The sequence below is a fragment of the Wujia sp. genome, from assembly GCF_056872695.1.
This window is the reverse complement of record NZ_DBMFCD010000008.1, coordinates 1-21,576: the sequence shown is the minus strand read 5'-3', so window position 1 is coordinate 21,576 and position 21,576 is coordinate 1. Positions and strand designations below refer to the sequence as shown.

The following is a 21,576-nucleotide window of genomic DNA, read 5'->3' as shown; positions in this document are numbered from 1 at the left end:
GAAAGTTGTATTATTCAGAGGATATAATTGAAGAAGTGCGGAGTCGCAACGATATAGTGGATGTGATCGGTGGATATGTGACATTGAAACGTCGTGGAAATTCTTATATGGCGTGCTGTCCGTTTCATCACGAGAAAACGCCGTCCTTTCATGTAAATCGGGATAAACAGATGTATCATTGCTTTGGATGCGGTGTCGGGGGGAATGTTATAACATTTGTGATGGAATATGAGAATTTCTCGTTTCCAGAAGCATTGAAGATGCTTGCTGAACGTGCAGGCGTCAATTTGCCAGAGCAAAATTATTCGAAGGAACAACGGCAACGGGAAAATTATAAGACGGTTTTAAAAGAGATGAATCGCACAGCAGCTATTTATTTTAATTATCTGCTCACTGCGACACCGGCTGGCGCGCATGCATTGGAATATTATCATAACCGGGGATTCTCGGATGATACGATTCAACGATTTGGTCTTGGGTATGCCAATATTTATGAGAATGATTTATATCAGTATCTGAAGAAACAGGGGTATACCGATGCGCAAATGAAGGATTCCGGGTTGGTACGGATTGATGAACGTCGGGGCGGACAGGATATGTTCTGGAACCGCGCGATGGTACCAATTATGGATATTAACGGAAAGGTTGTTGGGTTTGGAGGACGTGTGTTAGGTGATGGAACGCCGAAATACATCAACACTAAAGAAACGGCTGTCTTTGATAAAAGTCATACATTGTTTGCAATGAATATCGCACGCAGGTCCAAACGACGGGGAATCATTTTGTGTGAGGGATATATGGATGTCATAGCAATGCATCAGGCAGGTTTTGATAATGCGGCGGCATCGTTGGGAACGGCGCTCACGATGGGACATGCAACGATTGTAAAGCGATATACGGATGAAGTGTATCTGGCGTATGACAGTGATGGCGCAGGCAGAAACGCAACGATGAAAGCAATTGGCATTATGCGGGAGGTTGGAATATCTACAAGAGTGATTGACCTAAAGCCGTACAAGGATCCGGATGAGTTTATACATAATCTGGGAAAGGATGCGTTTGAGGAACGGATTGCAAATGCAACTACAGGAATTGTGTTTGAGATTGATGGAATTGCGAAGGGATATAATCTGCGCGATCCGGAGGAAAAAATCCGTTTTACAAAGGATGCTGCTAAACGGTTGTCAGCATTAGATGAGCCGGTTGTACGTCATAGTTATATAGATGCGGTTGCAGAGAAATACAATATAGATGCAGCTGATTTAAAGTCCATGGTGACGAAATACGGAACAATTGGATTGCAGACAGGAGCGCAGAGCGATGAACGAGGAGAGGTACAGCCTGTATCGGAAGTTCAGATGCCGGAGATGAATCGTACAGCGAGGGAGGGTGCCTCTGATCGGGAAACACAGCCGCAGCGATTGCTGTTAACGTGGATGGTTGGACAACCGGAGCTATTCCGACAGTTAGAAGGCATTTTGTCGGAGGATGATTTTATTGATGAGGATTACCACACAGTGGCAAAACGTTTATTTGATCAATATCGGCAAACGGGAACTGTGAATCCGGCAGCGATTGTAAATCTGTTTGAAGATATAGAAAAACAGCGTTTAGTTGCAAAGATTTTGCAAACAGAACTGGATGTTGAAATTACAGAGGAGGAACGCGAACGTGTGATCAATGATTTGATCAGAAAAGTCAAAATGGCAAGAATAGATTATGAACTTGCAAATATTGCTGCAAATCCGGAAAAATTGCCGGAAGTGATTGCAGAAAAGGGAAGACTCACGAAATTGCATATTTCGTTGAAGAATGGATAGAATATAATCACAATGGAAGGATGGAACCAAACAATGGCAAAGAAAGTAACTGATAAAGAAACAAAGCAGACAACAAAGGCAGAAGAAGCAAATATTTTGCATACAGACCAGATGAAAGAACACCTGGAAAACCTTGTTGAGATGGCGAAAAAGAATGACAATACGCTGATCGATACGGAGATTGTTAATTATTTTGTCGGAAAGCCGGATATTACACTTACAACAGACATTATGACTAAGATATTTGACTATTTGGATGAGCATCATGTAGCCGTATTGTCTGAGACAGAAGATGATGACGAGATTCTGGACGATATGATTCTGGAGGATCCGGAGGTCGCGGATATTGATGTGGAGAAAATTGATCTGTCTGTGCCGGATGGAGTCAGTATTGAAGATCCAGTCCGTATGTACCTGAAAGAAATTGGTAAAGTGCCATTGCTGACTGCGGAAGAAGAAATTGAACTTGCAAAACGGATGGAGGCCGGTGATGAAAAAGCAAAACAGAAGCTGGCGGAGGCAAACCTGCGACTGGTTGTCAGCATTGCAAAACGATATGTTGGACGTGGTATGCTGTTTTTGGATCTGATTCAGGAAGGTAATCTGGGTCTGATCAAAGCGGTCGAGAAGTTTGATTATGAAAAGGGATACAAGTTCAGTACGTATGCAACCTGGTGGATTCGTCAGGCAATCACAAGAGCGATTGCGGATCAGGCAAGAACGATTCGTATTCCGGTGCATATGGTAGAGACAATTAATAAACTGATCCGAGTATCCAGACAGCTGTTGCAGGAATTAGGAAGAGAACCATTGCCAGAAGAAATCGCAGAGGTTATGGATATTTCAGTAGAGCGGGTACGGGAAATCCTGAAGATTTCTCAGGAACCGGTATCGTTGGAGACTCCAATTGGTGAAGAGGAAGACAGCCATCTGGGAGATTTTATTCAGGATCAGAATGTTCCGGTGCCGGCAGAAGCTGCAGCAAGTAACCTGCTTCGTGATCAGTTAAATGAGGTGCTTGATACATTGACAGAAAGAGAGCAGAAAGTATTGAGACTTCGTTTTGGCATGGACGATGGACGTGCCAGAACATTGGAGGAAGTTGGAAAAGAGTTCCAGGTTACAAGAGAACGTATTCGTCAGATAGAGGCAAAAGCATTGCGTAAATTGAAGCATCCAAGCAGAAGCAGAAAGTTAAAGGATTATCTTGATGCAAATGAGTAGTAATATGGATCAAATAGAGAGAAAGAAGATTCCATTATCGGCGCGGATGCAGGCGATTCTGTCCATGCTGAGGCGGGAAACTTTGCAAAATGGAACAAAGATTCCCTGTGTAGCTGATATTGGCTGCGACCATGCCTTTGTGTCTATGGCGTGTGTGCGAGATGGAATTGCCGAACATGTAATTGCTATGGATGTTCGAAAGGGACCTTTGTCGATTGCATGTGATCATGTAAAGGAATATGGGTTTGAAAAAAGTGTAGAAACTAGACTTTCAGATGGCTTTGAGGCTTTGAAGAGCATGGAAGCGGATTGGGCAATTCTTGCTGGAATGGGCGGAGAATTGATGAAAACGATTCTTCAGAAGGGAAATACGCATCTGAATGCGGGGATTGGCTTGATTTTACAGCCACAATCAGAATTATATACTGTGCGTACATATTTGGAACAGCAGGGTTATAAGATAGAAGATGAAGATTTTCTTCAGGAAGATGGCAAGTTTTACACAATTATTAAAGCAAAAAAGAAAGACGGACAAACTACACAGGATCGTCTGTCAGTGGCGCAGTTAAAATATGGCCCAGTTTTGTTAGAAAAAGAAAATGTCGAATTTTGGAATTATCTGAGTCAGGAGCTGAAAAAATTCCGTGCATTGCAGAACAGACTGCATAAAAACAGTACCGGTTCATCGATGAAACGATATCAGGAGCTCGAAGAGGAATGCGTCATTTTGAGTCAGATTTTGGAATTGCACAATAAGAAATAACGAGGAGTAAGAATGTACTGCGGAGATATTATTCAATTATTAGAAAAAAAAGCACCCCCGGAATATGCTATGGACTGGGATCATGTTGGTTTGCTGGTGGGACACAGAGATAAGCAGATTCATAAATTGATGCTGGTTGTGGATGTAACAGAAGAAATCGTGGATGCCGCAGTGGCGCAGAAAGTTGATATGATTGTGTCGCATCATCCTATGATTTTTGGAAAAGTAGATCGTATCAATGATGACACTGTTTTGGGACGGAAGATATTGAAGCTGATTGAACATGGCGTTGCGTGTTATGCGATGCACACAAATTTTGACACGATTGGCGGAATGGCAAAGACCGCAGCGGCGATGCTGGGATTACAGAATCTGGAGGTCTTGGAAGAAACAAAAGATGGCGAAGGAATTGGTGAGATAGGTTATCTTCCGGGAAGTGCAGACATGCAATCCCTGATTGTTCTCGTGAAAGAAAAGTTTGGTTTAAAAAATGTGATATTGTATGGAAATACTGATAAAACGGTTGAAAAAATTGCAATATGCCCAGGATCTGGCAAGAGTGTAATTGCAATCGCAGCAGAGAAACAGGCAGATTGTCTGATCACGGGAGATATCGGACATCACGAGGGACTTGATGCATTGGAAATGGGGTTAAATATTATAGATGCATCCCATTATGGATTGGAACATATTTTTATGCATATTATGTATGAGTATCTGAAAGATTATTGCATGGATGTAGAGATTGGAATTGCGGAGGTAGGGGTACCTTTTTCGATTTTATAGTCATGCATGAAAGGAGCGGGTGTGATATGGAAAAAATCAAGGTTACAATGGATGGCAAGGTGTATGAGGTTGATAAGTTTTCTGCGATTACCGAGTTTGTGCATGCGCATATGCAGGAAGATAAACAGAAGTATGTGCTGGCGTTTTGCAACCGGAAGCTGTGTGAGCTTGGAAAACTGTTAGACCGCGATGTGGAATTGAAGCTGGTGGAGAAAACCTCGGTAATCGGAATGGATACTTATAAGCGAAGTCTGACTTTCCTTATGGTAAAAGCTTTTTCGGATGTTATGGGAAGTGGTTACAGTGTAAAAGTTATGTATTCCATTGGAAAGGGGTATTATTGCAGACTTCTGAAAAATTCAAGAAATGGCGATCAGATGGTATCGGAAGAAGTTCCTGTGACAAAAGATATTCTGTTTCGCGTAAAGAACCGTATGAATGAGTTAGTTCGGAAGGATATTGCAATCATCAAGGAATCTGTTTCCACAGAAGAAGCAGTACAGCGGTTTGCAAAACAGGGGCGGTTTGATAAGGAACGATTATTCCGATACAGACGTGTATCAAAAGCAAATTTGTACAGTATAGAAGATTATGAAGACTATTTTTATGGATATATGGTGCCTTCTACAGGATATATTACATGTTATGATCTTGTTCCATATGATACAGGATTTATGCTGATGGCACCAACACGGGAGGAACCGGAGATCATACCGGAGTTTGAGCCACGGGAAAAGTTGTTTTCTGTCTTGAAAACATCGGATGCATGGAGTCAGACGTTGGATGTCAGTAACGTCGGACAGTTAAATGAATGCATTACGAAGGGGGATATCCGGGAACTCATGCTTGTACATGAGGCGTTGCAGGAGAAACAGATAGCACAGATTGCAGATATGATCCGGGCAGGGGAGAAGAAGATAGTGCTGATTGCAGGCCCGAGTTCTTCTGGAAAAACAACGTTTTCGCATCGATTAAGTGTGCAGCTTCGCGCACATGGTCTGCGCCCATATCCGCTGGCTCTTGATAACTATTTTGTGGATCGGGAACATACCCCAAAGGACGAAAATGGAAACTATGATTTTGAGTGTATCGAGGCGATGGATCTCGACTTGTTTCATTCAGATATGAAAAAATTGCTCGCAGGAGAAGAAATCCCGCTTCCGACCTTTAATTTTAAACAGGGAAGAAAGGAATATAAGGGTAAAAAACTGAAGCTGAATGCGGGAGATGTGTTGGTTGCTGAGGGCATTCATGCATTAAATCCGCAGATGACGGAGGGGCTTTCCGATGAAAGTAAGTTTAAAATCTACATTAGTGCTTTGACACAGATTAATATTGACGATCATAACCGGATTCCTACTACGGATGGAAGATTGATCCGCCGGATTGTACGGGATGCACGAACCAGAGGAAATGATGCGCGGGAGACGATTGCAATGTGGCCATCCGTGCGACGCGGGGAAGAAAAGTATATATTCCCGTATCAGGAAGAAGCAGATGTGATGTTTAATTCTGCGCTCATCTATGAACTCAGCGTGATTAAGCAGTATGCAGAACCACTTTTGTTTTCTGTTCCGAAAGAATCAGATGAATATTATGAGGCAAAACGTTTGCTGAAGTTCCTGGATTATTTTCTGGGGATGGAGGTTACAAATATTCCGATGAATTCCATATTGCGGGAGTTTGTCGGGGGTGGCTGCTTCGATGTGTAAGCCTGAAAAGAAATAAAAGCGTAAGCCAGACGATAAGCCGGGTTATGTCGAGAGTGATTATCTATCTAGACCTTACGTTACCGTAAGGTTCAAGCAACCTACCTGAAAACACAGCGGGCAGCTGTATAGTTTTCTGTTTGGTCTTGCTCCGGATGGGGTTTACAGAGCCTGCCCTGTTACCAGAACAGCGGTGAGCTCTTACCTCGCCTTTCCACCCTTACCTCTTGCCCGAAGACAGAGGCGGTTTATTTCTGTTGCACTGGCCTGGGAGTCACCTCCACCGGACGTTATCCGGCATCCTGCCCTATGGAGCCCGGACTTTCCTCACCTGCCGATGTGGCAGCCGCAATCACTTATCTGACTTACGCAGTGATTAGAGTACCATAACTTGAATATAGATTCAAGCAAAAATAAAATATTTAGGAGGACGAAACGATGGAATTATTAGAAGGATTAAAAACAAGAAGAAGTGTGAGACGGTATACGGAGGAACTGATCAGTCATGAATTGTTTGAAGAAATCATTGATACAGCAAAAATGGCACCAACCTGGAAAAATACACAGACACTTCGTTACATATTGATTCAGAATGAAGAAATCATTCAGAAAATCTGTGACAACTGCCTGCTAGGATTTGAGCATAATGCAAAAACACTTTCCAAATGCAAGAACCTTGTGGTGCTGACGCAGGTAAACGGCAGATGCGGATATGAAAAAGACGGAAGTTTTTCTACAAGCAAGGGAACTGGATGGGAGATGTTTGATGCAGGTATCGCTGCAATGACATTCAGTCTGGCCGCATATGAAAAAGGTGTTGGAAGCTGTATCATGGGAGTGTTCGATGACGCAAAGGTGGCAGAGGTAATCGGCCTGGAAGAAGGAAAGACAGTTGCTGCCCTGATTCCAATAGGGTTTCCAAAGTTTACACCGGATGCAACCCCGAGAAAAGAAACAGCAGATTTGATCAGTTACATGGATTAATTGTAGTTATAGCATGAGTTTTAGATATGATATTAAAGATAGCGATATGTGATGACAATGAGAAAGATGTAGAAGTGGTGAAGCAGGCGGTTCTGACAACGGCGGAGACGGCGAGAAAACAGGGATGCACCTATCAGATCCAGACATTTCAGAACGGAAACGAAGTTGTGAAATGTCTGGATACGATTAAAGATATGCATCTTCTGCTTTTAGACATTGATATGCCGGGAATTGATGGGCTGGAAGTTGCGAAGAAACTAGAGAATTTAGAACGACGTGTCAAAGTGATATTTGTTACAAATCGTTCGGATCTGGTATTTACTGCAATTCATTACAGACCTTTTCGCTTCATACGAAAAGAACGGATACGGGATGAAATATCCGAAGCAATGTATGGTGCTATTGAGGAGACAAGGGAACAGTCCCTGTTTGGTGAACTGTCCATAGAAAAGGATGAGGCGGAGATCCGCATTTGCGATATTACATATCTGGAGAGTCAGGGACATTACGTGATTATCCATTACAGGAATAAAGAATTGCAGACAATTCGTGCAAAACTATCAGATTTTATAGAACGTCTGGAAAAATATGGTTTTGTCCGGACGCATATAGGATACGTGGTAAATATCCGGGATATGTATACTGTCACATCAAAACAGGTAATGCTGGACGATCATACTACGATTCCGATTAGTCGAAAATATGCGGATCATGTAAAGAAATTCCATGCGAATTATGTCAGGAGGACGTTTCATGCAATTTCTTAAAAAGCTGGTATTAGTGTTGGCATGCTCTTTGACAATCGGACTTGCGTGCTTGTTAATTTTATTGATTCGGAGTCCACAGGTTGAACAGCATATTCGGACATTTGTTATTGTTTTTCTTGTTGTTTTGCTGTTGGCGGGAATCCTGATTGCCAGTTGTTTGTATGCACTCTTTGTAATGCAGAAATATAATGAAAGAAATCAGATTCTGAATAAACAATTGGACCATGAAGGAACGATGTATGTGCGGACAAGTGAACTTTATGAGCGTACAAGAAGATTGAATCATGATTTAAAATCGTATTTGTTGATATTGCTAGGCTATTTAGAAAATGGGGAATATGAACAGGCACGTTTGCAATTGGTGGATATATTGGACCGGCAACTAAAAATGGATTTGGTTCATTATGAATCAAGCGGGGAAATCAATGCGGTATTAAATGATAAGCTTAGTTATGCAAATCAGCATGCGGTTAAGTTTGACATGCGGATCAGCGGAGAAGTAGCATCGGTCAACGCGATGAGAGTTGCAATTTTATTGTCAAATCTTCTGGATAATGCATTTGAAGCATCTGAAAGGGGAGAGGAACCGAGGGTTGAATTGGATATGTACGAAAGAAAGGGGATGTATTATATTCAGGTGGCCAATTCTGTGGATGGTGCAGTACTGGAGAAAAATCCATTCTTGCATACAACGAAGAAAAATGCAGATAAGCATGGAATCGGATTGAAGAGTATCAGACAGATTACCAGGGAGCTGGACGGAAGCTTACAGATGTATGAGGAAAATGGTATGTTTTACTCCAGCATCTCATTTCCTGTGTAAAAGGGTTGAAATATAAAGGGAAAGCTTGTATATTAAAATGAGTTTTGCAAAAGACGAAATGAAATATAGAAGAAAGTAGACATAAGCAATGATAGAAAAAGGAAGAACAGACCAGATTATAGAACAACTGATTGATAGTGTGGAAAACGGACAAAATGTTCCATTTGCAGCCGGAAAGGTATTGATCAACAAGGAAGATACGATCCGGTTGCTACGGGAATTGGAAAATATTGTACAGGGTGAACTGAAGATTTACCGGGAGGTCAACGACCGGAAGGGAAAGATCTTAACAGACGCAAAGAAGGAAGCAGAGGAAATTCTGACACAGGCAGAGCAGAGTGCCAGCCGTATCCGCGTGACAAAGCGGATGTCTACACTTCCTGCATTCCATCCGGGTGATCTGGAACCGGAGGACCGGGAAGCATTGCGGACTGCCGGAGATATTTATGCAGCCTCTCTGATTTATACAGATGAGATGCTCACAGAAGTGAATGATCTGTTGGCAGATTCCTATGACCTGGTAAAACAACAGTATGCCAAGATGGTAGAGACTCTGGAGGAAAAGACGCGAATCGTAGCGGAGAATAAGGCAGAACTGATGGGAAATCTTAAGGAACTCAGCAAGGAAGAACGCTATGCACAGATTCTGGAACTTGGACAGCTTCTTTCAAATGAGTTATATGATGAGAAGAACAAGGTGAAGCTTGCGGCAGAGAAAAAGAAGCCTGTGAAACTGGAATACGAGGATGAGACAGGAAAAGAAGAAAAGGAACCAAAGTCATGACGAGATATCCATATTATGAGAGAACCATTCATTATTACGAGACAGACCGAATGGGGGTTGTACATCATTCGAACTATGCGCGGATTCTGGAAGACTGTCGGATTGACATGATGGCATACTATGGACTGCCATATGCGGATCTGGAACACATGGGGTATATGATTCCTGTGCTGGAGTTGTCTGAGAAATTCACAGAGAGTCTGAAATTTGGAGAAGTGGTAAAGGTAGTTCCGGACATTTATAAGGTCAGTGCGTATAAGTTTTACATCAGTTATAAAATTTATGATGCAGAAATGAAAACGGTCAAGCATACGGCAACGACAGCACATTGTTTTTTGAACAATGATTTCAAACCGGTTAGTCTGAAAAAAGAAGCGCCGGAATTATACGATAAGCTACTGCTGATGGCAAATCCGGAAGCATACTAAGAAAAAAAGGAGAAGAATATGATACAGGAAAAGGAACATAATGGTGTCGTATTTTCGTGCGAGGTATTTCCGCCGAAGCGGGATGACGATATTTATCAGATTTATAAGACGCTGGATGAGATCAAGGCATTGAAACCGGATTTTATCAGTGTAACATATGGCGCCGGCGGCAGTAACAGCAAGAAAACGGCAACGATCGCGGCATATATTCAGAATATCTGCGATGTAGAGGCACTTGCACATATGACAGCGGTAGGTATGGACGAAGCGAGTCTTCGTGCATTGCTGTTTGAGTTAAAGAAGAAGGGTGTGGAGAATATCCTTGCGCTGCGTGGTGACAAACCGCGCTCTATGTTACAGGAGGAGTTCGATCAGCGTTACTTTAAATATGCAACAGATCTGATTCCGGAGATCAAGAAAAACGGAGATTTCTTTATTGCGGGTGCCTGCTATCCGGAGGTACATCCGGAATCTAAAAATCAGGAAGAAGATATTATGCATTTGAAACAGAAGGTAGATCTTGGTTTGAACTGTCTGATCACGCAGATGTTTTTTGATAACAAAGCCTTTTATTCTTTTATGGATAAGCTGGAAAAGGCAGGCATTGATATCCCGGTACACGCAGGCATCATGCCTGTGACGGCGGCAAAACAGCTCGGTACGAGTGTGACGCTGTCTGGCTCTTCGGTTCCGGTAGAAATGAGTAATATGATTGCGAAGTACGGTGAGAATCCGGAGGATATGAAGAAAGCCGGCATTGAATATGCCGTGAATCAGATTCTGGATCTCAAGAAACACGGCGTTGCCGGCATACATATTTATTCGATGAATAAAGCAGATGTAACAAAACAGATTTATGAAGCCAGTTTTTAAACTGGCTTCAATACATCTTTTCGTTTGTTTTTCTTGTGTTCATACAGCGATTCATCTGCCTGATGCAGGACATCCTCGATGTTCAGTGTCGGATTGCAGATGAAGGTAGAAACACCTACACTAATATCAACATAATATGGCTTTTCGTTCGTTTCATTGAGATGTTCGGAGAGCATTTTTATTTTGTCACATAAATCATCCGGTGTGTGTGGATCATCTAAGAAGCAGAATGCTACAAATTCATCCCCGCCGATACGTCCGATGACATCATCTGCTTCAAAGCTCTGCTGCAGGATCTGTGCGATGCTTTTGATTGCATAATCACCATTTTTATGTCCGAAGCGGTCATTGACCTGCTTTAAATTATCCATATCGGCAAATAACAGCATGGCTGGTTTTCCTTCGTTGTAGGAGGAATTGACAAGGCGTTGTACACTGTCTAAGAATCCACGTCGGTTGTTGATGCCGGTTAGTCCGTCTGTAATTGACAGTTTATTTAACAGTTTGTTTTTCTCACTCAGTTCAGATGCAGAACTGGCAAGCTTGCTCTGGGTTAGGAGCTGCTGTTTCATCAGAGAAATAAAGTTCAATGAAGTTGCAAGCTGTAGACTGTTCGGGTAGATATTCTGGAAGTGCTCAATGCCTATTTCACCAACGAACAATCCGTATTGGATATTGTTTGTAAACAGTGGAGTAATCACAAGCGTACGCCGACGGTCGTATGATGTGTACTGGTTGAAGAAGACCTTGTCTGAAGAGATCAATCGGTCGTCGCCACTTAAATATACAGTTTTTCCGTTATTGTTACATGCCTGTAAATAAAGGTTCTTTGGAATCTTCCAAGATCCGTCGGGCATCAACATAACCGGCTCCTCGTAGATATACATATAGGAGCTTAAGAAATGTGCATCCTGTAATTTATCCATAATGAGACGGAAACAGGATTCTTCGTCGTCACTGTAGGTCAGAGTGTCTCTTGTAATATACATGGACGACCAGACAGTCTTTTTGTGGTCGTGGATGGTGTTATATAAGGAACTTGATGATTTGGCCAGCATATCAGAATAAATCAAGTTAAATAACCACATAATCCTGCATCGGTTACTGCCGTCCGTGAGAGAACAGAGTAACTGGTTTAACTCGCGGATTGCATGGGTAAGCTTGTCATTGCTGAAATACAGATCCACAAAATCTGTATTGATCAAATCCAGCAGGCTTCCGGTAATTGCGGTAACATCAAATGCCATGGAACCATCTGCAACCGGCTTTAAGATGAGCTCCAGAGGTTCTGAGAACCGTTTGATCAGTTCCTCGTAGTAGAAGTTGTCCTTGTAATCGCCGAAGAGGTAATTTAAAACATAGCTTTTGGCCTTGTTCAGGTCATTGACGGCAAAAACCGATGCCAGTTCTTTTGCTTTGTTTAATTTATAATTGCCACAGCCACAGGAAGAACGGACAATCAGACTGGAACTTAAAATGCTTGTACTGGTACTGCCGTGGTCAAGTAGATTCAATACTTCGTATACGGCGTGGTATCCCATATCAATGATATGGTTATGTACTGTTGTGAGTGGCGGATCTAACACAAGAGCCGCTGGCGCATCATCATAACCGGTTACAAGGATATCCTTGCCGATTTCCAATCCTCTTGCCTTAATAGCGTTGTAACCGCCGATTGCCATTGAATCGTTTGCGAAGACGATTGCTTCCAGATCCGGGTTTGCGTCCAGTAGATTATTGACGATGTCCTCCGTAAACTCTGAGAAATTTCCATATACAATACGGTCTTCATCTACCGGGATGTTGTGATCCATCAAAACCTGACAGTAGGTATCCAGACGTTCTTTTGCGTCTGCATTTTCTCTTCTTCCGCTGACAAAGCCGATTTTTGTCTTATGATGTTCGGTAATCAGATGCTCAATTGCCTGCCGCATGCCGGTACGACCTTCCGTATACAGATATGGATAACCCGGAACTTCTATCTCAATTGTGAGGATTGGAATATCGAAATTCTTTAAAAATGCAATCATATCACTTTCGGATAGAAAACTTCCAATTGAGCCGATCGAAACGATCAGGGCATCCAGCGTATGCCTGGATGCATAATAAAAAATAGAATTATACTGGTAGTCAAACCGTGCATTCTTCGGGTCGTTATATGATGCGTTCATATACATGCCCGGAAAGACAATCAGATTGACATCAAGTTCCTTTGCTGCGTAATCGACACCTTTACAAACCTCGTAAGCGTAGTCGTTATCCAGATGGCAGGTGAAAAAACCGATGTTTAACCGTTTACTGCTTTTTTCCATAATAATATACCCCCGAAAGTCTTTATCGCGGCACAGACCCCGTGCACAAAGACCTGATAATAAAATAGTAACACCCATATATAAAGGTAGCATATATGCGACCAAAATTCAATAAAATCCGACATAAAAAATACACATTTTCAAGGTTTACAAACTGTTCTATATCGACTATAATTATTTGGTATGAAAAGAAGACAGGGTTCGCCCGAAACAGGAGGATAAGATTATGGATTACAAAAAAGCTGGCGTTGATATCGAGGCAGGATACAAGTCTGTGGAATTGATGAAAGAGCATATCAGGAAGACAATGCGAAAAGAGGTATTGACCAACATTGGAGGATTTTCCGGCGCATTTTCATTAAGCACGATCAAGGATATGGAAGAACCTGTTTTATTATCCGGAACAGACGGCTGTGGAACGAAAGTGAAGCTTGCGATGGTGATGGATAAGCATGACACGATCGGTATTGATGCAGTTGCAATGTGTGTCAATGATATTGCCTGTGCAGGTGGAGAGCCATTGTTCTTCCTTGACTATATTGCATGTGGAAAGAACTATCCGGAGAAGATCGCAACGATCGTGAGTGGTGTCGCAGAAGGCTGTGTACAGTCAGATGCTGCATTGATCGGTGGAGAGACAGCAGAGCATCCGGGATTGATGCAGGAAGATGAGTATGATCTTGCAGGATTTGCGGTTGGTGTCTGCGATAAGAAGGATATGATTACAGGACAGAATATCAAGCCGGGAGATGCATTGATTGGTATTGCATCGACAGGTGTACACAGCAACGGATTCTCCCTTGTGCGTAAAGTATTTGACATGACGAAGGAAAGCCTTTCTACCTATTATGATGAGCTTGGAACAACTCTTGGGGAGGCGCTTCTTGCACCGACAAGAATCTATGTAAAGGCACTTCGCAGTGTGAAGGAAGCCGGCGTGACGATCAAGGGCTGCAGCCATATCACAGGTGGAGGATTCTATGAGAATATTCCACGTATGCTGCCAGAAGGAATTGTGGCAAGTGTAAAGAAGGACAGCTATGAGATACCGGCAATCTTCAAGCTTCTTGCAAAGACTGGCGATATTGAAGAGAAGATGATGTATAACACATATAATATGGGTATCGGTATGGTACTTGCCGTAGATGCTGCCGATGTAGATAAGACACTTGCTGCCTTGGAGAAGACTGGAGATAAGGCATGGGTGATCGGTGAGACAAAGGCAGGAGAAAAAGGAGTCGAATTATGCTAAGAGTTGTCGTGTGCGTGTCCGGTGGTGGAACGAATCTGCAGGCAATCATTGATGCTGTGGCAGATAGTACGATCACGAATACAGAGCTGGTCGGTGTGATCAGCAACAATTATGGCGTGCGCGCATTGGAACGTGCAGAGAAAGCAGGTATTGATGCAAAGGTTGTATCCCCGAAGGATTACGAGACCCGTGCTGCATTTAATGAAGGCTTGCTTGATGCGATCCGTGCCTATCAGCCGGATCTGATCGTACTTGCGGGATTCCTTGTTGTGATTCCGGAAGCTATGATCGAGGAATATGAGAATAAGATTATCAACATTCACCCATCCCTGATTCCGTCGTTCTGTGGAACCGGGTATTATGGTCTGAAGGTGCATGAGGCAGCGCTTGCCCGTGGCGTCAAGCTGACCGGTGCTACGGTGCATTATGTGGATAAGGGAACCGATACAGGACCGATTCTTCTGCAGAAGGCGGTGGAAGTAAAAGCGGGAGATACTCCAGAGATTTTACAGAGACGTGTGATGGAAGAGGCAGAATGGAAATTACTTCCGGCAGCCATCAATATGATTGCAAATGGTGAAGCATAGGAATCGAACCGAATAAAGGAGGAAATCATGAAAGTACTTATCGTAGGTGGCGGTGGCAGAGAGCATGCCATTGCATGGAAGTGTAGTCAGAGCAAACGTGTGACAGAGCTTTATGCAGCTCCTGGAAATGCAGGTATTGCACAGCTTGCAACCTGTGTAGATATATCGGTAATGGATGCAGAGAAACTCGTTGCATTCGCAAAGGAAAAAGAAATTGATCTTGCAATTGTCGGACCGGATGATCCGCTTGTTGCTGGTGTTGCGGACGCATTTATGGATGCAGGCATCCGTGTGTTTGGCCCAAGAGCCAATGCCGCAATTATCGAAGGTTCAAAAGCATTTTCCAAGGATCTGATGAAAAAATATGGAATTCCGTCTGCAGCCTATGAGACATTTGACAATGCAGATGCGGCACTTGCATATCTGGAAACAGCGAAGATGCCAATCGTACTGAAGGCGGATGGTCTTGCACTTGGTAAAGGAGTATTGATTTGTAACACTCTCGAAGAGGCGAAGGAAGGCGTCAAGACATTGATGCTCGACAAGCAGTTTGGTTCAGCCGGTGATAAGATCGTCATTGAGGAGTTCATGACAGGACGTGAAGTATCCGTGCTTTGCTTCTGCGATGGAACACATATTAAGCCGATGGCTTCTGCACAGGATCATAAGCGTGCAAAGGATGGAGATCAGGGACTTAACACTGGTGGTATGGGAACATTTTCGCCAAGCCCGTTCTATACAGATGATGTAGACAAATTCTGCAAGGAGCATGTCTACCAGAAGACGATGGATGCGATGAAGGCAGAGGGCAGAGATTTCACAGGAATCTTATTCTGTGGTCTGATGCTGACACCGGATGGACCACGTGTGTTGGAATACAATGCGAGATTTGGTGATCCGGAGGCTCAGGTTGTACTTCCTCGTATGAAGAACGATATTATCGATGTAATGGAGGCTTGTATTGATGGCAGGCTTGATGAGGTTGAGTTGGAGTTTGACGAGCAGGCAGCAGTCTGTGTCGTTCTGGCATCAGATGGATATCCGGAGCATTATGATAAGGGATTTGTGATTGAAGGTCTGGATACATTTAAGGATAAAGACGGATACTATGTATTCCATGCAGGAACGAAGCAGACCGATAAAGGAATTGTAACAAACGGTGGCCGTGTATTAGGTGTGACAGCGAAGGGTAAGACATTGGTAGAGGCACGTGCGAACGCATACAAAGCAACTGAATGGATTCAGTTTGCAAACAAATATATGCGACATGATATTGGTAAGGCCATCGATGAACAGTAATCAGGAAGAAGGAATTTTATGTTCATTGAACTTGATTTTAACAGCAACGAGGCAATTTATATGCAGTTGCGGAATCAGATCATACTGGGAATTGCACAGGATAAAATCAAGAATGGTGAGTCATTGCCGTCTGTTCGGCAATTGGCGGAAGATATCGGTGTGAATATGCACACAGTGAACAAAGCATATGCATTACTTCGAAATGACGGATATCTGAAGCTTGACCGTAGAAAAGGTGCTGTTGTCTGCGTGACGGTAGAGTCACGCAAGGAGCAGCTTGAAAAGGTCAATCTGGATATGCAGATGCTGGTTGCGGAGGCAATATGCAAAGATATCAGTCTTGCTGAAATGCACCAGATTATAACGGATATGTATAAAGAATTTGGCGACATTGCACATGGAGGTAATAAGGAAACATGAGACTGGAATATACAAAGCAGGCACAGGAAGTGCTTGCTGTCATGGAGGAGACTGCCCATCGCATGAAGTTTGGCTATATCGGTACGGAGCATCTGCTCTATGGTATGCTGAGCTGTCCGTGGGTGACTGCGTGGAAGATTCTCGCAGAAAATGGGGCAGACGAATCCTTTGTTTTGAAATATCTGGAACAAAACAGTGGAACGAAGAAGATAAATGTACTTGTGTATTCGGACAAGCTGAATACACTGTTGGAGCAGGCAGAAAAGGAAGCAGACAGGCTGCGTAACGAGAAGATCGGTACGGAGCATATTTTGCTTGCAATTTTAAAATCGGAAGATACACTTGCAATCAAGCTTTTGAATTCGATGGCTGTCAATTTAAAGAAAACCTTTGTGGACACATTAGTGGCACTTGGCATGGATATGGCACAGGCAAAACGGGAGCTTGGTGCATTGAGCAACCCAAAGAACAAGAAGAAATCTTCATATCCGACGCTGGAGCAATACAGCCGTGATCTGACAGAGGCTGCGCGCGAAGACCGGTTAGATCCAGTTGTTGGCAGAAATGCAGAAGTGGAACGTGTGATGCAGATTCTGTGTCGCCGTATGAAGAACAATCCATGTCTGGTTGGAGAACCGGGTGTTGGCAAGACCGCAGTCGTGGAGGGACTGGCACAGATGATCGCATCTGGTACGGTGCCGGAGATTCTGGCAGACAAGCGTATTTTGAGTCTGGATCTGTCAGGTATGGTGGCCGGTTCAAAATATCGTGGAGAGTTCGAGGAACGTATCAAACGTGTGATTGCCGAGGTGCGCGCGGCAGGTAATGTGATTCTGTTTGTAGATGAGCTGCATACCCTGATCGGCGCAGGTGGTGCAGAGGGTGCTATGGATGCATCCAATATTCTGAAGCCGGCATTGTCCCGTGGCGAAGTGCAGATGATTGGTGCGACAACACGGACGGAATATCGGAAGTATATCGAGAAAGATGCGGCGTTAGAACGACGGTTTCAGCCGGTATATGTGGAAGAACCGACGCGCGAGGAGACGATTGCCATCTTACAGGGCCTGCGGAGCAAGTACGAGGAACATCATGGCGTAACCATCTCGGATGATGCGTTGGAAGTGGCAACAGATTATGCAATCCGCTATATCAATGACCGATTCCTGCCGGATAAAGCCATCGATTTGATCGATGAGGCAGCTTCGAGAAAGAAGCTTGGTATCTTTGCAGGAAATAAGACGGCAAAGAAGGCAGAGGAAGCGCGCCATAATCTGGAAGAAGCACTGGAGGCTGCGCTTGCAGAGGGTGATATCGAAGCAGCACAGGCATTGAAGAAGGATCTGGATAAGACAGATAAAAAAATTGAAAAGACGAAACATAACATGCGCGAAAAGGAGCAGGAGCAGATGCTTGTGACAGAAGAGGATGTCGCGGATGTTGTTTCTGTATGGACAAAAATTCCGGTCAGTAAGATTACTCAGACGGAGTCGCAGCGGTTGCTGAAGCTGGAAGAGATTCTGCATAAGCGTGTGGTGGGACAGAATGAGGCGGTCGAAACCGTGGCAAAGGCAATCCGCCGCGGCAGAGTCGGCTTGAAGGACCCAAAGCGTCCGATTGGATCATTTTTATTCCTTGGACCAACTGGTGTTGGTAAGACTGAGCTTTCCAAGGCACTTGCGGAAGCAATGTTTGGCAATGAAAATTCCATTATCCGTGTAGATATGTCTGAATATATGGAGAAACACAGTGTATCGAAGATGATTGGTTCGCCTCCGGGGTATGTCGGCTTTGAGGAGGGAGGACAACTTTCGGAACAGGTGCGCAAAAATCCATATTCAGTAATCCTGTTTGACGAGATTGAGAAGGCACATCCGGACGTATTTAATGTGCTGCTACAGGTACTTGATGATGGACGTATCACGGATTCCCAGGGTAGAACGGTGGATTTCAAAAATACAATCATCATTATGACAAGCAACGCTGGAGCACAGCGGATTGTTGATCCGAAGAAACTGGGATTTTCAAATGTGGAGAATGCGGAATCAGAACATAAAGATATGAAGAATAATGTTATGGAAGAGGTAAAACGGATGTTTAAACCGGAATTCCTAAACCGTATTGATGACATTATTGTATTCCGTGCGCTCTCGAAAGAGGATGTCAAGGGCATTGCTGCGCTCATGCTGAAGGAACTGAAGAACCGCCTGGCAAAACAGATGGATATTACACTTACCTATGGTGATACAGTGAAGAACTTCATTTTTGAAAAAGGCTATGACAAGAAATATGGTGCCAGACCCTTGAAACGTGCAATCCAGAATTATATCGAGGATGCTCTTGCGGAGGAGATTCTGTCCGGAAAGCTTCAAGCATCCGACAAGGTGGGCATGTCCGTGTCAGATGGGAAGGTTGTGTTCACAAAAAAATAATAATTATGTACAAATTTCACGTAAGAATTTGTAGAAATTTATGTAAAATTGTTGTATAATGAAAAAGAATTAAGCAAGAACGAAAAGATTCGAGATACGAAATTATAAAATACAATACGGAGGAACAGAATATGGCAGTGATTGATGAACTGATCCGCGAAGAAGAGACAGGAGCTTTAAGCTTTGGTAACTTTGCGTTAGCAACAAAAACAAAGAAAGACGGCTTCCAGTATCAGGGCGATAGCTATAAGATCAAGACTTTCCGTGAGATTACAAAGCTGGAAAGAAATGGGATGTTTGTATACGAATCCGTACCTGGTACAGTTGTACATGATTTCCGCGCGACAGATAAGGCAGTGAATTTTGTGGTAGAAGGTGAAGAGGATTCTCAGATTACGCTGGAGTTAGAGGCTGAGAAAGAATACAAGATTCATATTGACAAGGTATATGTTGGAAAGATGAAGACAAACCTTGGTGGCAAGCTGAATCTGAGTGTAGAGCTGGAACCATCTAAACTGGTAGATATTCTTGTAGAGAAAATCTAATTTAACGAAATGACAGAGCTGTCGCACCGGACATGATATGTCTGGTATGGCAGCTCTTTTGTTGTATAAGGAGAAATCAATGGCAGCGAAGGAAAAACAGATATTTTTTTGTAAAGAATGTGGATATGAATCCGTAAAATGGCAGGGACAGTGTCCTGGATGCCGTGCATGGAATACGTTTGTGGAAGAAAAGGTGAAGGTTGGTGCCAAAGGAGCGGTGAAGCAACCGAAGGATGCGGTCAGCCCTATGGGAATTTTGCAAGTGACAACGGCGGAGAAAAGCCGCGTGCAGACCGGAATGCGGGAATTAGACCGCGTGCTCGGTGGTGGTATTGTCAAAGGCTCTCTGGTACTTGTCGGTGGTGATCCCGGAATCGGAAAATCAACTATCCTTTTACAGATGTGCCGGAATCTGGTGCATCAGAATGTAAATGTGCTCTATGTATCAGGAGAGGAATCTTTGTCACAGATCAAGATGCGTGCGGAAAGAATCGGCGTATTTGAGAAGGACATGCTTCTTCTGTGTGACAATGATATGGATAATATTGAACGTGTAATTACTAAAAGTAATGCGAGCGTGGTGATTATTGACTCTATACAGACGATGGTAGTAGAAGAAGTTGGTACTGCACCTGGTACGGTAACGCAGGTACGGGAAGTGACGGCACGGTTGATGCAGGTGGCAAAGCAGTATGGGATAGCCATCTTTATTGTTGGACATGTAACAAAAGAGGGAAATGTGGCGGGACCGCGCACACTGGAACACATGGTAGATTCCGTTCTGTATTTTGAGGGGGACAGGAATCATGGGTTCCGTATTCTGCGTGGCGTGAAAAACCGATTTGGCTCCACAAACGAGATTGGCGTATTTACCATGACGGAAAAAGGATTGGAAGAGGTTGACAATCCATCACAGGCGCTTTTGAATGGACGCCCCCAGAATGTATCCGGATCGGTTGTCGTATCTTCTTTAGAAGGAACACGTCCGATCTTAGTGGAATTGCAGGCACTTGTCTGTCAGACGAATTTTAATATGCCGCGGCGGACGTCGGTAGGAATTGATTATAACCGTGTAAACCTGATTTTAGCGGTCATGGAAAAACGTGTAGGCATGAACTTGTGGGGGTATGATGCGTATGTGAATATTGCCGGAGGCATGAAGGTAAATGATACAGCGGTAGATCTAGGTGTTGCGTTTGCGATTGCGTCCAGCATGAATAATAAAGTAGTGCCGAGTGATACTATGATTATCGGGGAAATAGGACTTGCAGGAGAGATCCGTGGTGTTACAAATGTCCTGCAACGAGTGAAGGAAGCCGACAAGATGGGATTTGCAACGTGTATTATCCCAAAGTCGAATTATGATAAGGCAATGGATAAGCTGAATGTAAAAATCCTGTGTGTATCGACTCTGGTGGAGGCACTTTCGCTGCTGTGATATATGCTTTGAAAAGGACACCTGGAAGCCACTTGAAAAAAATTGAAAAAATTTCAAATTAGCTGTTGACTTTCTAAAAATGAAGTGATATTATAAGCAAGCTGTCGCTGATGCGACGGCAAAAAACACCATTCGATATCACGTTTTGAAAATCAAAAAGTTGAAAAAACTTCTTGACAAAGACAAAACAAAGTGATATTATAAGGAAGCTGTCGCTGAGGACAGCAACAACGAACCTTTGACAAATTAATAACATGTTAACCCTGAAAATTTCTTTAAGATATTTTCAAGGATTTATACAAATCCTATTTCATTCATCAGAATGGAAAC

General features: G+C 43.4%; 19 protein-coding genes and 1 other RNA gene. 18 read left to right on the top strand and 2 right to left on the bottom strand.

The features are described 5' to 3' along the window. The first annotated feature begins 5 nt into the window (after positions 1–5). From dnaG to ACZQK9_RS08635, 5 genes are read left to right on the top strand one after another with little or no spacing between them, the layout of a single operon-like run. Positions 6–1,820: a DNA primase gene (gene dnaG, locus ACZQK9_RS08655; protein WP_178017004.1), complete on the top strand. Its 1,815-nt coding sequence runs from the start codon at positions 6–8 to the stop codon at positions 1,818–1,820. A gap of 33 nt (positions 1,821–1,853) precedes the next feature. After that, positions 1,854–3,044, top strand: a complete 1,191-nt coding sequence (gene rpoD, locus ACZQK9_RS08650) for an RNA polymerase sigma factor RpoD (RefSeq protein WP_483270328.1) — start codon at positions 1,854–1,856, stop codon at positions 3,042–3,044. Between the two features lie 4 nt (positions 3,045–3,048). Continuing rightward, complete coding sequence (locus ACZQK9_RS08645) at positions 3,049–3,807, top strand: tRNA (adenine(22)-N(1))-methyltransferase (protein WP_178017002.1); 759 nt, start codon at positions 3,049–3,051, stop codon at positions 3,805–3,807. A 12-nt stretch (positions 3,808–3,819) separates the two neighbouring features. After that, positions 3,820–4,593 carry a Nif3-like dinuclear metal center hexameric protein gene (locus ACZQK9_RS08640; RefSeq protein WP_178017001.1) on the top strand — a complete coding sequence of 258 codons (774 nt, stop codon included), beginning with the start codon at positions 3,820–3,822 and terminating at the stop codon, positions 4,591–4,593. 26 nt (positions 4,594–4,619) lie between these two features. Continuing rightward, positions 4,620–6,305: a uridine kinase family protein gene (locus ACZQK9_RS08635; protein ID WP_253292211.1), complete on the top strand. Its 1,686-nt coding sequence runs from the start codon at positions 4,620–4,622 to the stop codon at positions 6,303–6,305. A 17-nt stretch (positions 6,306–6,322) separates the two neighbouring features. Here the strand turns inward: ACZQK9_RS08635 and rnpB are convergent. Further along, positions 6,323–6,670, bottom strand: an RNA gene (gene rnpB, locus ACZQK9_RS08630) — RNase P RNA component class A. Between the two features lie 70 nt (positions 6,671–6,740). Between rnpB and ACZQK9_RS08625 the strand changes: the two genes are divergently transcribed. From ACZQK9_RS08625 to metF, 6 genes are all read left to right on the top strand, one after another. Next, entirely contained in the window at positions 6,741–7,286 is a 546-nt protein-coding gene (locus ACZQK9_RS08625; RefSeq protein WP_178016999.1) for a nitroreductase family protein, read from the top strand. A 26-nt stretch (positions 7,287–7,312) separates the two neighbouring features. Continuing rightward, the gene (locus ACZQK9_RS08620; protein WP_178016998.1) at positions 7,313–8,053 is read left to right on the top strand and encodes a LytR/AlgR family response regulator transcription factor; all 741 of its coding nucleotides are present in this window, start codon (positions 7,313–7,315) and stop codon (positions 8,051–8,053) included. Further along, the gene (locus ACZQK9_RS08615) at positions 8,040–8,876 is read left to right on the top strand and encodes a sensor histidine kinase (RefSeq protein WP_178016997.1); all 837 of its coding nucleotides are present in this window, start codon (positions 8,040–8,042) and stop codon (positions 8,874–8,876) included. Before ACZQK9_RS08620 ends, ACZQK9_RS08615 begins: the two co-directional genes overlap by 14 nt. 88 nt (positions 8,877–8,964) lie before the next feature. Continuing rightward, the gene (locus ACZQK9_RS08610; RefSeq protein ID WP_178016996.1) at positions 8,965–9,660 is read left to right on the top strand and encodes a hypothetical protein; all 696 of its coding nucleotides are present in this window, start codon (positions 8,965–8,967) and stop codon (positions 9,658–9,660) included. After that, a complete protein-coding gene (locus ACZQK9_RS08605; protein ID WP_178016995.1) occupies positions 9,657–10,088 on the top strand; it encodes an acyl-CoA thioesterase in 432 nt (143 codons plus the stop codon). Before ACZQK9_RS08610 ends, ACZQK9_RS08605 begins: the two co-directional genes overlap by 4 nt. 18 nt (positions 10,089–10,106) lie before the next feature. Further along, positions 10,107–10,961 carry a methylenetetrahydrofolate reductase [NAD(P)H] gene (gene metF / locus ACZQK9_RS08600; RefSeq protein WP_178016994.1) on the top strand — a complete coding sequence of 285 codons (855 nt, stop codon included), beginning with the start codon at positions 10,107–10,109 and terminating at the stop codon, positions 10,959–10,961. On the opposite strand, the gene ACZQK9_RS08595 is transcribed toward metF, so the two are convergent. Next, entirely contained in the window at positions 10,958–13,273 is a 2,316-nt protein-coding gene (locus tag ACZQK9_RS08595; RefSeq protein WP_216507550.1) for a diguanylate cyclase, read from the bottom strand. The two genes, metF and ACZQK9_RS08595, sit on opposite strands and share 4 nt — an antisense overlap. Positions 13,274–13,499: 226 nt before the next feature. Between ACZQK9_RS08595 and purM the strand changes: the two genes are divergently transcribed. The 7 genes from purM to radA all read left to right on the top strand — a co-directional run bounded on the left by purM (position 13,500) and on the right by radA (position 21,246). Further along, complete coding sequence (purM, locus tag ACZQK9_RS08590) at positions 13,500–14,525, top strand: phosphoribosylformylglycinamidine cyclo-ligase (protein ID WP_178016992.1); 1,026 nt, start codon at positions 13,500–13,502, stop codon at positions 14,523–14,525. Further along, positions 14,519–15,112, top strand: coding sequence for a phosphoribosylglycinamide formyltransferase (gene purN, locus ACZQK9_RS08585; protein ID WP_483270327.1), 594 nt, complete (start codon positions 14,519–14,521; stop codon positions 15,110–15,112). Before purM ends, purN begins: the two co-directional genes overlap by 7 nt. Before the next feature lie 27 nt (positions 15,113–15,139). Continuing rightward, positions 15,140–16,411 carry a phosphoribosylamine--glycine ligase gene (purD, locus tag ACZQK9_RS08580; protein WP_178016990.1) on the top strand — a complete coding sequence of 424 codons (1,272 nt, stop codon included), beginning with the start codon at positions 15,140–15,142 and terminating at the stop codon, positions 16,409–16,411. An 18-nt stretch (positions 16,412–16,429) separates the two neighbouring features. Further along, positions 16,430–16,831 carry a GntR family transcriptional regulator gene (locus ACZQK9_RS08575; RefSeq protein ID WP_177970472.1) on the top strand — a complete coding sequence of 134 codons (402 nt, stop codon included), beginning with the start codon at positions 16,430–16,432 and terminating at the stop codon, positions 16,829–16,831. Then, complete coding sequence (locus ACZQK9_RS08570; protein WP_483270326.1) at positions 16,828–19,263, top strand: ATP-dependent Clp protease ATP-binding subunit; 2,436 nt, start codon at positions 16,828–16,830, stop codon at positions 19,261–19,263. Before ACZQK9_RS08575 ends, ACZQK9_RS08570 begins: the two co-directional genes overlap by 4 nt. A gap of 131 nt (positions 19,264–19,394) precedes the next feature. Next, the gene (locus tag ACZQK9_RS08565; RefSeq protein WP_178016988.1) at positions 19,395–19,808 is read left to right on the top strand and encodes an endosialidase; all 414 of its coding nucleotides are present in this window, start codon (positions 19,395–19,397) and stop codon (positions 19,806–19,808) included. A gap of 79 nt (positions 19,809–19,887) precedes the next feature. Beyond that, a complete protein-coding gene (gene radA / locus ACZQK9_RS08560) occupies positions 19,888–21,246 on the top strand; it encodes a DNA repair protein RadA (RefSeq protein ID WP_483270325.1) in 1,359 nt (452 codons plus the stop codon). Positions 21,247–21,576 lie beyond the last annotated feature (330 nt).